The sequence below is a fragment of the Streptomyces sp. AHA2 genome (assembly GCF_036857595.1).
In the GTDB taxonomy this organism is placed as follows: domain Bacteria; phylum Actinomycetota; class Actinomycetes; order Streptomycetales; family Streptomycetaceae; genus Streptomyces.
Window position 1 is genome coordinate 74,471 of the sequence record NZ_JAUQWJ010000018.1, and the last position, 10,565, is coordinate 85,035.

11 protein-coding genes and 1 pseudogene are annotated in these 10,565 nt (G+C 72.7%); 9 read left to right on the plus strand and 3 right to left on the minus strand.

The features are described 5' to 3' along the window. Positions 1 to 69: 69 nt before the first annotated feature. The 7 genes and pseudogenes from Q5694_RS27715 to Q5694_RS27745 all read left to right on the plus strand — a co-directional run. Positions 70 to 387 (plus strand): annotated as a pseudogene (locus tag Q5694_RS27715) (serine/threonine protein kinase); the annotation flags it as partial. Between the two features lie 355 nt (positions 388 to 742). Next, positions 743 to 967 carry a hypothetical protein gene (locus Q5694_RS27720; RefSeq protein WP_333936136.1) on the plus strand — a complete coding sequence of 75 codons (225 nt, stop codon included), beginning with the start codon at positions 743 to 745 and terminating at the stop codon, positions 965 to 967. A 258-nt stretch (positions 968 to 1,225) separates the two neighbouring features. Beyond that, complete coding sequence (locus tag Q5694_RS27725; protein ID WP_333936137.1) at positions 1,226 to 1,945, plus strand: prepilin peptidase; 720 nt, start codon at positions 1,226 to 1,228, stop codon at positions 1,943 to 1,945. A gap of 122 nt (positions 1,946 to 2,067) precedes the next feature. After that, on the plus strand, positions 2,068 to 3,027 hold the full coding sequence (locus Q5694_RS27730; RefSeq protein ID WP_333936138.1) for a CPBP family intramembrane glutamic endopeptidase: 960 nt from the start codon (positions 2,068 to 2,070) through the stop codon (positions 3,025 to 3,027). A gap of 55 nt (positions 3,028 to 3,082) precedes the next feature. Further along, entirely contained in the window at positions 3,083 to 4,282 is a 1,200-nt protein-coding gene (gene mqnC / locus Q5694_RS27735) for a cyclic dehypoxanthinyl futalosine synthase (protein ID WP_333936139.1), read from the plus strand. 7 nt (positions 4,283 to 4,289) lie between these two features. After that, positions 4,290 to 4,952 carry an imidazolonepropionase-like domain-containing protein gene (locus Q5694_RS27740; protein WP_333936140.1) on the plus strand — a complete coding sequence of 221 codons (663 nt, stop codon included), beginning with the start codon at positions 4,290 to 4,292 and terminating at the stop codon, positions 4,950 to 4,952. A gap of 223 nt (positions 4,953 to 5,175) precedes the next feature. Then, the gene (locus Q5694_RS27745) at positions 5,176 to 5,871 is read left to right on the plus strand and encodes a demethylmenaquinone methyltransferase (protein WP_333936141.1); all 696 of its coding nucleotides are present in this window, start codon (positions 5,176 to 5,178) and stop codon (positions 5,869 to 5,871) included. 57 nt (positions 5,872 to 5,928) lie between these two features. On the opposite strand, the gene Q5694_RS27750 is transcribed toward Q5694_RS27745, so the two are convergent. Further along, positions 5,929 to 6,261 carry a PASTA domain-containing protein gene (locus Q5694_RS27750; RefSeq protein ID WP_333936142.1) on the minus strand — a complete coding sequence of 111 codons (333 nt, stop codon included), beginning with the start codon at positions 6,259 to 6,261 and terminating at the stop codon, positions 5,929 to 5,931. Between the two features lie 118 nt (positions 6,262 to 6,379). After that, positions 6,380 to 6,886, minus strand: a complete 507-nt coding sequence (locus Q5694_RS27755) for a GNAT family N-acetyltransferase (protein ID WP_333936143.1) — start codon at positions 6,884 to 6,886, stop codon at positions 6,380 to 6,382. A 47-nt stretch (positions 6,887 to 6,933) separates the two neighbouring features. Between Q5694_RS27755 and Q5694_RS27760 the strand changes: the two genes are divergently transcribed. Further along, complete coding sequence (locus tag Q5694_RS27760; RefSeq protein ID WP_333936144.1) at positions 6,934 to 8,268, plus strand: geranylgeranyl reductase family protein; 1,335 nt, start codon at positions 6,934 to 6,936, stop codon at positions 8,266 to 8,268. A 356-nt stretch (positions 8,269 to 8,624) separates the two neighbouring features. On the opposite strand, the gene Q5694_RS27765 is transcribed toward Q5694_RS27760, so the two are convergent. Next, on the minus strand, positions 8,625 to 9,473 hold the full coding sequence (locus Q5694_RS27765; protein WP_333936145.1) for a C40 family peptidase: 849 nt from the start codon (positions 9,471 to 9,473) through the stop codon (positions 8,625 to 8,627). Positions 9,474 to 10,197: 724 nt separating this feature from the next. Here Q5694_RS27765 and Q5694_RS27770 point away from each other — a divergent pair. Beyond that, entirely contained in the window at positions 10,198 to 10,557 is a 360-nt protein-coding gene (locus Q5694_RS27770; RefSeq protein WP_019755222.1) for an NADH-quinone oxidoreductase subunit A, read from the plus strand. Positions 10,558 to 10,565 lie beyond the last annotated feature (8 nt).

Genomic DNA, 10,565 nt, shown 5'->3' on the forward strand with positions numbered 1-10,565 from the left:
GTCCGCCCGCCTGCGGGGGAGTTCGCCTACGGAGGGGGCGGCGCCATGCGGCGGGGCGCCCCACCGGCGGAGGTCGACGCCGCGCGCCGGGTGGGCGGTGCCCGGACGGCGCCCGTCCCGGACGCGGACCCGGACGCGCGGGTGCCCTGGGTGGCGACGGCATGCGCGGCGGGCCCGGCGCTGTCCGCCGCGGTCGCCCGGCCGGCGGGCCCCTCCCGGCCCAGACGGTCCGCGCCTTGAGCGCCGTCCCCGACGTCCACGGGCGTCTCCAGCGGCTCGCCCGGCTGCATGTCGCCCGAGCAGGTCCTGGGCGAGGGCGTCACCGCGGCCGCGGACGTCCTCTCGCTCGGTGCGGTCCTCGCGTTCGCGTCGACCGGCCCACCTCCCCGCCGGTGACGAACGGGCGGCCGGAGAACCGCGCCGTGCCGGCGGTGTGACGGGGGCGCCGGCGCGGAACATCCGGCGGATCTGCACACTGTTCACCGAGAGGTCGCAGGAACACCCGGTCCAGCGTGTGAGCGGGGTTCCCGGTCCCCGCTTCGGGGGGCGTTCCCCGGCCGTCAGGCCGCCGAGGTGTGAAGGGAGTGGGGCGGCCGGTGACCGAACGGCCACACTCGTGGACGCGGTCGCCGCAGCCCGCCGTCCGCCCGCCGTCGGCGGCTGGCCGCTTCCCACCCGCGCGTGTTTCGATCGATCGCGCTCCAGCACCCGTGCCACATGGAAACGAAGGGACCCGCCGCTCATGGCCTTCACCCCGCAGATCGAGACCGCCCAGATGTCCGACGCCGAGCTCGACGCCGTCGCCGGCGGCCAGGCGGGCGGCGCGGCCGCGGGCGCCGCGGCCGGTCTCTACGTCGAGACCACCGCCGCCGGCCTGACCGCCGGCGTGGGCGGCGGCCTCGGCCTCGCCGTCTCGCCCCAGGGCATCGCGGCCGACCTGCACCTCGACGCCGCCGTCGCTTCCTGACGCAGCGCCGCTCGGGGGCCCCGGATCCTTGATCCGGGGCCCCCTCGCGTCGCCCTGGGGCCGGGTCCGTGAAGGGGGGCTCCCGTTCGGGAAGCCGGGCGTGTGCAAGCGGGCGACGAGCGCATAGGGTTTGGCCGAGTCCGACGCCGAGGGATCTCGCAGGCGTCACCGCAGGGCCGCACACGACGCCGGGGGAAGTGCCATGCCGCGACCGCGCACCTTCGCTCCCGTCCCGTCCGCCGTCGAGGCGGCGGCCGGATGAGCACCCCCCTCCTCGCCCTCGCCGCCCTCCTGTGGGGCGCGGCGGCGGGCGTGCTGCTGCCGCGTGCCGCCCACCGGTTCTCCGTGCCGTCCGGCGAACCGTGGCGGGAGCGCTGCCCGCAGGGGCACGCCCTGCGCGGCTGGCTGGGTCCCGCCTGCCGGGACTGCGCCGGGGACGGGCCGCGCGCCGCGCCCCTGGTGATCGCCACCGCCCTGGTCTGCGCCCTGCTCGCCGCCGCCACCGGTGCCCGGCCCGAGCTGGGCGTGTGGCTGGTGCTCGCTCCCGTGGGCGTCCTGCTCACGGCCGTCGACTTCCGGGTGCGGCGGCTGCCCGACCCCCTCACCCTGCCGCTCGCCGCCGCGGCCCTGGTCCTGCTGGGCGTCACCGCACGGGTGCCGGAACACGCGGGGGAGTGGAACACCGCGCTGCTCGGCGCACTCGCCCTGGGCGGCGGCTACTTCGTCCTCTTCCTGATCAATCCGGCGGGCATGGGCTTCGGTGACGTCAAACTCGCCCTGGGCGCCGGTGCCGTCCTCGGCTGGTACGGCTGGCCGGCGGTCATGCTGGGCACCTTCGCCGGTTTCGCCCTGGGCGCCCTGTACGGCGGAACTCTCGTGCTCCTGCGCCGCGCCGACCGCAAGACGGCCATCCCCTTCGGCCCGTTCCTGATCACCGGCGCCTTCCTCGGCCTCCTCGTGGGCGCGTACACGGCGTGAGCCCCGGGCGCCGGGCGGCCGCAACACCCGTGCGGGCACCGGGAGATCGCCCCTGGGCATGAATCGGTCCTCCTGCTGTGGTCGGACGTCCGGGAGCCCTCCCCGTTGCCAGAATTCCGACCATGACGACCCCGACGCCCGGTCTGCCCTACCACCGCCTGGATCACGCGACCGGCCGCCACCGCTGGTGGCGGCCGCCGACCGGTGTGCTGCTCTTCCTCGTCGCCTACGCCGTGGCCGTGCTCGTGCTGTTCGTCGGCTCCTACGTGTTCGGCCTGGCGGCCGGGCTGCCCGAGACGGCCGACGGGGATCCCGACCTGGGCCCCCTCGGCGACACGGCGGTGGAGCTCGCCTCCCTCGCCGTCGCCCTGCCGCTGGTGCTGCTGGTCGTGCTGTGGCCGGGCCGGCGGCCCGTCGGCACGGTGTCGTCGGTCACCGGTCGGCTGCGCTTCGGCTGGCTGGGCCGGTGCCTGCCCGTCGCCCTGGTTCCCGTGCTGCTGCTGACGGCGACCGCCTTCCTGCTGCCCGGGGCCGAGGGGGGCGAGGGGTCCGACACGTGGGTGGGGTGGCGCTCCTTCCTCGTCTCCATGACCGTCCTGGTGCTCCTGGTCCCGTTCCAGGCCGCCGCCGAGGAGTACGTCTTCCGGGGCTGGCTCACCCAGGCGATGGGGGCCTTCGTCCGGTCGCCGTGGATCGCGCTGCTGCCGCAGGCCGTGCTGTTCGCCGCCGCGCACGGCTGGGGCACCCCGTGGGGGTTCACCGGGCTGCTGGTCAACGGTCTGGTGGCGGGGTGGCTGACCGTGCGCACGGGCGGGCTGGAAGCGGCCATCAGCCTGCACGTGATGAACAACCTGTTCGCCTTCGGCGCCTCCGCCGCGATCGTCGGCGGGCTGTCGTCCGAGGAGACCGCTGCGGACATGCCGTGGCAACTGACCCTCGTCTCCGTGGCCGCCGACCTGCTCTACGCCGCCCTCGTCCTGCGGCTCGCCCGGCGCCACCGGCCGCAGCGGCTCGCCCCGCCCCCCGCCCCGCCCGTCCCACCGCCGTACCCCGCGCCCACGGCCTGGCGTCCGGCGCCCTGAACCCCTGGCGTACGCTGGGCTGGTCCGTCCACAACCCTTACGAAAGGGACGCCCGGTGACCGAGAAGGCCGACCTTCAGCCCATCCTCGACCGTGCAGCCGCCGGTGGGCGGATCACCCCGGACGAGGCACTCGTGCTGTACCGGGACGCCCCGCTGCACGCCCTGGGCGCCGCCGCCGACGCCGTACGCCGCCGCCGGTACGCCGGGACCGAGCACATCGCGACGTACATCATCGAGCGCAACATCAACTACACGAACGTCTGTGTGACGGCCTGCCGCTTCTGCGCCTTCTACGCCGCGCCCAAGGACACCGCCAAGGGCTGGACGCGCGACCTCGACGACATCCTGCGCCGCTGCGCCGAGACGGTCGAGCTGGGCGGCACCCAGATCATGTTCCAGGGCGGTCACCACCCGGACTACGGCGTCGAGTACTACGAGAAGCACTTCGCCGCGATCAAGAAGGAATTCCCGCAGCTGGTCATCCACAGCCTGGGCGCGTCCGAGGTCGAGCACATGGCCCGGATCTCCGGGGTGAGCGTGGAGGAGGCCATCCAGCGCATCCACGCCGCGGGCCTCGACTCCTTCGCGGGCGCCGGCGCCGAGCTGCTGCCGGAGCGGCCCCGCAAGGCCATCGCCCCGCTGAAGGAGTCCGGCGAGCGCTGGCTGGAGATCATGGAGATCGCCCACAACCTGGGCGTCGAGTCCACCTCCACGATGCTCATGGGCACCGGTGAGACCAACGCCGAGCGCATCGAGCACCTGCGGATGATCCGGGACGTCCAGGACCGCACGGGCGGCTTCCGCGCGTTCATCCCGTACACCTACCAGCCGGAGAACAACCACCTGAAGGGCCGCACGCAGGCGACGCTCTTCGAGTACCTGCGGATGATCGCCGTCGCCCGGCTGTTCATGGACAACATCGCCCACATCCAGGGTTCCTGGCTGACCACCGGCAAGGAGGTCGGACAGCTCTCCCTGCACTACGGCGCCGACGACCTCGGCTCGATCATGCTGGAGGAGAACGTCGTCTCCTCCGCCGGCGCCAAGCACCGCTCCAACCGCATGGAGATCATCGACCTCATCCGCAAGGCCGGGCGCGTGCCCGCGCAGCGGTCGACCACGTACGAGCACCTGGTCGTCCACGACGACCCGGCGAACGACCCCGTCGACGACCGCGTGGTCTCGCACATCTCCTCCATCGCCATCGAGGGCGGCACGGCTCACCCCGAGCTGAAGCTGCTGGCGCCCAACTGAGCGGACCGTGCTGACGATCCACACCGCACCGCTGGTCCTGCCGGCGGGCGCGGACCCCGTCGTGGACGGAGCCGTCGTGGTGGACGGCGACCGGATCACGGCCGTCGGGCCGTACGAGGAGGCCGCCGCCGGCGCGCCGGGCGCACGTGTACGCCGCTGGCCCGGTGTGCTCACCCCGGGGCTGCGCCAGTGGCACCCGTTGTGGCTGCTGCGCCACTGCTACCACCCGGACCCGCGTGAGGCGGGCGACCTGGGCGAGGAGCCGCTGTGGGGCGAACGGCTGGCCGCCCTCGGCGAGCTGGGCGAGACCCGCTGGTCGGGCAGCGTACGGCGTGGGGTGCAGCGGATGCTGCGTCACGGCACGACGGCGGTCGCCTCCCCCGGCGCCCGCTTCGGTGATCCGCTCGTCGCCGCGGCCGTCGCCCGGTCGGGCCTGGCCGTCGTGGGGACCGCGGGCGCTCCCGGCGCGCCGGTCGGTGAGCGGCCCGGTCTCGATCCGTTCGCCGGGGGCCACGACCTCGCGAGGACCGTCCACGGCCCGCTGGCCGTCGGCGGCCGGGCCGACCTGGCGGTGTTCGACGTCCCCGACGAGACGGCCCTGCGCGAGCGCGGTGCGGCGACCTGCGTCGCGACGGTGCTGGCCGGGCGGCTGGTGTACCGGGCGCGCTGAGCACGACGGGCCCTGACGGGTGGACGCCGCGGGACGGCGCACCGGGACCGGTGCCCGTCAGCCCGCGAACGCCCCGCCGAACGCGACCGGTTGCGCCCCGCCCCGCTGCAGCCGGCCGCCGGTGACCCGGTACGGGCCCCGGCCGAGAAGTTCTCACGGTGGACGGGACGCCCGGGGGCACGCCGCGGCTCCCGCCCGGTGGGCCTGCTGCAAGAATGGGCCCGTGACCCGCGCATCCCTGGACAAGCAGCCGCACGAAGTCGCCTCGATGTTCGACGACGTGGCGGAACGGTACGACCTGACCAACGACGTGCTGTCCCTCGGCCAGGACCGGCGGTGGCGCAAGGAGGTCGCCAAGGCGGTCGACGCGCGCCCCGCGCAGAAGGTCCTCGACCTGGCGGCGGGCACGGGCACGTCCTCGCTGCCCTTCGCCCGCACCGGCGCCTACGTCGTCCCGTGCGACTTCTCGCAGGGCATGCTCCAGGTGGGCAAGCAGCGGCAGCCCTGGCTGCCCTACACCGCCGGGGACGCGACGCGGCTGCCGTTCCGGGACGACACCTTCGACGCCGTCACCATCTCCTTCGGCCTGCGCAACGTGCAGGACACGGACGCCGCGTTGCGGGAGATGCACCGGGTGACCCGGCCCGGCGGGCGCATCGTGATCTGCGAGTTCTCGCACCCGACGTGGGCGCCGTTCCGCACGGTCTACACCGAGTACCTGATGCGCGCCCTGCCGCCGGTCGCCCGCGCCGTGTCCTCCAGCCCCGACGCCTACGTCTACCTCGCCGAGTCCATCCGTGCCTGGCCCGACCAGCCCGCGCTGGCGCAGCGGCTGGCCGGGGCCGGCTGGTCCCGGGTGGCCTGGCGCAACCTGAGCGGCGGGATCGTGGCGCTGCACCGGGGCTTCAAGAACGACTGATCCCGCTGCACGCGGCCGTGCGCCGGCGGGGCCGTGGACGGCCCTCGAGGCCGCCCGTCAGCGCGGACTGAGGACCGTGAACGGGTCGCCCGGCGCGTCCAGTTCGCGCTGGAGTCCGCCCCGGGGCGGCGGCGGGACGCGCGGCTCGTGCACGCCGCCACCGCCCTCGCCCGGCCCGAAGTCGAACCACACGTAGACCATCGAGTCGCGCGGCACCTCGGCACCGGGCTGCGGATACTGGCGGACCACGTAGTCGACGACCACCTGGCCGAGATCGGGCCGGTCGGGCGCGTTGAGCGACAGGCCCCGCGCCCGGGCCGCCTCGCGCGCGTCCACGGCCATCAGGCCGACCAGACGCGGTACGCGCACTTCGGGTGTGTTGCGGGACATGTGCACAGATGTCACCCCCAGCCGTACCGGAAGGGTAACTCCGCCGCCGCACCGGCCGGAAGCGCCCGGTGCCTTTCTGTGACAGTCGACTACGTACCGTGACGTCCTGGTCGGGTGCTCACAGGGCGAGCCGGTAGCAGTGGCCCGCCCGCCGGGACACCGGTGTCGTGAACGTCTCGGCCAGCCGCATCCCGAGCCGCCGCGTCACCGCGATGGAACGGCTGTTGCCCGCGTCGACCATCGCGATCACGTCCGGCACGCCGGCCGCCCGCACCCGCTCCAGGGTCTGCCGCGCGGCGGCGGTGACGTAGCCCCTGCCCCAGTGCTCGCGGCCCAGCCGCCAGCCGATCTCGATCTCCCCCGTGGGACCCCAGTCCCGCTCCCAGGGCTGGGCGCCGGTGAAGCCGAGGACCCGGCCCTCCTCGTCCAGCACCGACCACAGGCAGAAACCCCGCTCGGCGTCGTGCCGCCGCTGCCGGGCGGTGAGCTCCTCGTAGACGGACAGCCCGGCGGCCCTGCCGCCGTGGAACTCCATGACGTCCGGGTGGGCGAAGACCCGGTGCCAGGCGACGGCGTCCTCGTCGGTGGGCACACGCAGCCGTACTGCGGGGAGAGCTCGGTTCACAGGGCAGCCCTTCAGCCGGGTGATCGATCGTGCTGAATAGACTGCCCATGTCCAGTGCCGGTCGGCACGCAGATTTCGAACCTTGGGGAGATCCCGCCGTGACCGAGCCCCTCTCCGAAAACACCGCCGATGTCATCGTCGTCGGCGCGGGGCCAGCCGGCTCCACCACCGCGTACCACCTCGCCAAGGCCGGACTCGACGTACTGCTCCTGGAGAAGACCGAGTTCCCGCGCGAGAAGGTCTGCGGTGACGGGCTCACCCCGCGTGCCGTGAAGCAGCTGGTGGCCATGGGCATCGACATCTCCGAGGAAGCCGGCTGGCTGCGCAACAAGGGCCTGCGCATCATCGGCGGCGGGGTGCGGCTCCAGCTCGACTGGCCGGATCTCGCCTCCTTCCCCGACTACGGCCTGGTCCGCAAGCGCGACGACTTCGACGAGCAGCTCGCCCGGCAGGCGCAGAAGGCCGGTGCCCGGCTGTTCGAGCGGTGCAACGTGGGCGCCCCGATCGTCGACGACCGCACGGGCCGCATCACGGGCGTGCACGCCAAGCTCGGCGAGGACAAGCGCGAGGTCACCTTCCACGCGCCGCTGGTCGTCGCCGCCGACGGCAACTCCACCCGGCTGTCCCTCGCCATGGGCCTGCACCGCCGCGAGGACCGCCCGATGGGCGTGGCGGTGCGCACGTACTTCACCAGCCCGCGCCACGAGGACGACTACCTGGAGTCCTGGCTGGAGCTGTGGGACCGCCGCGGTGCCGAGGACCGCCTGCTGCCCGGCTACGGCTGGATCTTCGGCATGGGCGACGGCACCTCGAACGTCGGCCTCGGCGTGCTCAACACCTCCGACTCCTTCAAGGAGCTGGACTGGCGCGAGGTCCTCAAGGCCTGGTGCTCGTCCATGCCGGAGGACTGGGGCTACACCCCCGACAACATGACCGGGCCCATCCGCGGCGCCGCCCTGCCCATGGCCTTCAACCGCCAGCCGCACTACACCAAGGGCCTGCTGCTCGTCGGCGACGCCGGGGGCCTGGTGAACCCCTTCAACGGCGAGGGCATCGCCTACGCGATGGAGTCCGGGCAGCTCGCCGCCGACGTCATCGTCCAGGCCCACGCCCGCCCGACGCCCGCCGGCCGGGAGATGGCCCTGCAGCGCTACCCGCGCGTCCTGAAGGACACCTACGGCGGCTACTACACGCTCGGCCGGGCCTTCGTGAAGCTGATCGGCAACCCGAAGGTCATGCAGATCGCGGCCCAGCGCGGGCTCACGCACCCGCTGCTGATGAAGTTCACGCTGAAGCTCCTGGCCAACCTCACCGACCCGACCGGCGGCGACGCGATGGACCGCATCATCAACGGGCTGAGCAAGGTGGCCCCGAAGGCCTGACCGGGCAGTCCCCTCCGGCCCGCCCGGGGCCGCCGTCGCACGGCGGTCCCGGGCGGGCCGTGTGCGTGTGGCGCCGACGGGCCGTCAACGCGGCGCCATAGAGGGTGAATCCGGACGAAGTGCAGCGCGAGAACGGGCGCACGCGTGTCGCCGCGCGCCTCCGGAAGCGCGAAGGCGCCTCAGAGGGCCGTGAGTGAGCCGTGGGGCCCGCGAGGCATGCCGGACACCCGGGAGGCCACAACGGGCCGTGAGAGGGCCGTCAGGGCGGCGGGGGAGGGACGCGCACAGCCGGAGGGCCGCCGCCGGCTTGTGCGGCGGCGGCCCTCCGGCCCGTGCAACGTGGAAGGCGCGCGGAATCAGAGGACGCGCACGGCGCCCGACGCCGGGTAGCCCGACAGGTCCTGGATGACGACGCCCTTGGAGGGGTTGGCCGCGTCCAGGTACTGGCCGTTGCCGATGTAGACACCCACGTGGTACGCGGAGCCCTTGCCGCCCCAGTACAGGATGTCGCCGACCTGGACGCTGGACAGCGGGACGTCCGTGCCGGCCATCGACTGGTCCTGGGAGACGCGCGGCAGGTCCACACCGACCTGCTTGTACGCGGCCTGCACCAGCGAGGAGCAGTCCCAGGCGTTGGGGCCGGTGGCGCCCATGACGTAGGCGTCGCCCACCTGGGCCTTGAGGAAGGCGATGACGGTGGCGACGCTGCCGCTGGCGGGCGCCGAGACCGAGGCGGAGGCGGACGCGGAGGCGGAAGTGGAAGTGGAGGCCGAGAGGGTGGCGCGCTCGGCGCTGCGCTCGGCGCGCTCGGCAGCGGCCTTGCGGGCGGCCTCGGCGGCCTTCTTCTCGGCCTCGGCCTTCTTCGCCGCGGCGAGGTCCTTCTTGGCCTCCGCCGCTGCCTTGGCGGCGGCGGCGTCACGCTCGGCGCGCAGTTCGTAGTTCGCGGCCGCCTGCTGGGTGGCGGCGGCGGACTGGGCGACCTGAGCGGACAGGTCGGCCGTCAGGGTGGGCAGTTCGATGGTCTGCGTCACCGGCTCGGCGGCACTCGCCGAGGCCGACGCACCCGCCGCCGCCATGCTGAGAACGCCACCGGCAACTCCGGCGCGCACGGCGATCGAAGAGGTCGCGCTGCGGCGGGGCTTCCGGTGGCTGCGTATGTGAGCGGTGTGGGACATGGGAACAACCGGTACCAGGGGCTCCTTCATATCTTCAAGAAACGTGTGCTGCGCCACAGTTGCTCAATCGGGCCCCCAAAAACCCCGAACGAGACCCTTTATTGACGCCCTAACGGACATTGCGGGCGCCCTGTGACCCGGCTGTGATCACGGTGTTTGATCAATACGCCCGAATTGCCCCGCGCCTACCATCGGTTGGACCGATTGGCCAAGCCCCGCTTTCCTGGATCTTTCGTCCGTGTGACGGGGATCACGGAACGGCTGCCCCGGCGGGTGCGTCCGGGCGTGGAGATCACGGCCGGATCACGACCCGGCGAAGATCGTGAACGAATGCACGCGTCCACACCCCGTTCCGCAGGACCCCTGACGTGTGAACGCGCCTCTATCAAGAGATCGAGTCCGTCGCGAATTTGCATGCACGCGAACCCTCTTGATATTGAGACGACCTCTCCGACCTGCGCTGACGAGCCAAAATGTCACCTCTGGTGATCACTCGGACGCTTCGCGTGTGAAGATCACCGCTCATCCGACTTCATGATCGATCGTCAGGTGGTGGAGATCACAAAGCTTGTGCAATACCCCGTGTCGCAGATCACAGAGCGTCGGGCATAAGATGCACGCGGTTGGGCTTGTGACCTGCTTCACATGTTCCCGATCTTCGCCGGGGCGGGCGGGGTTCAGGGGACGGGTGGGGCGGACGTGAGTCCGACGCCAACCGCCAGCAGTCAGTGCCGACTGAGAGGAGCGAGGAGCGGTGAACGCTTATGCGCCCATCCTCGTACTGGGAGCCCTCGGGGCAGGCTTTGCGATCTTCTCCGTGGTCATGGCCACGTTGATCGGGCCCAAGCGGTACAACCGGGCCAAGCTCGAGGCCTACGAGTGCGGTATCGAGCCGACCCCCACGCCGGCCGGCGGCGGGCGCTTCCCGATCAAGTACTACCTGACGGCGATGCTCTTCATCATTTTCGATATCGAGATCGTCTTCCTCTACCCCTGGGCCGTCAGCTTCGACGCCCTGGGGATCTTCGGGCTCGTGGAGATGCTGCTCTTCGTGCTCACCGTCTTCGTCGCGTACGCGTACGTATGGCGGCGCGGCGGCCTGGAATGGGACTGAGGGGCCAC

Excerpts from the sequence above, each read along its gene's own strand:
- Q5694_RS27730 (WP_333936138.1), top strand. The coding sequence starts at position 2,068 with ATGACGACCCCGACGCCCGGTCTGCCCTACCACCGCCTGGATCACGCG.
- Q5694_RS27765 (WP_333936145.1), bottom strand. The coding sequence starts at position 9,473 with ATGAAGGAGCCCCTGGTACCGGTTGTTCCCATGTCCCACACCGCTCAC.
- Q5694_RS27725 (WP_333936137.1), top strand. The coding sequence starts at position 1,226 with ATGAGCACCCCCCTCCTCGCCCTCGCCGCCCTCCTGTGGGGCGCGGCG.
- Q5694_RS27750 (WP_333936142.1), bottom strand. The coding sequence starts at position 6,261 with ATGTCCCGCAACACACCCGAAGTGCGCGTACCGCGTCTGGTCGGCCTG.
- Q5694_RS27760 (WP_333936144.1), top strand. The coding sequence starts at position 6,934 with ATGTCCAGTGCCGGTCGGCACGCAGATTTCGAACCTTGGGGAGATCCC.
- Q5694_RS27720 (WP_333936136.1), top strand. The coding sequence starts at position 743 with ATGGCCTTCACCCCGCAGATCGAGACCGCCCAGATGTCCGACGCCGAG.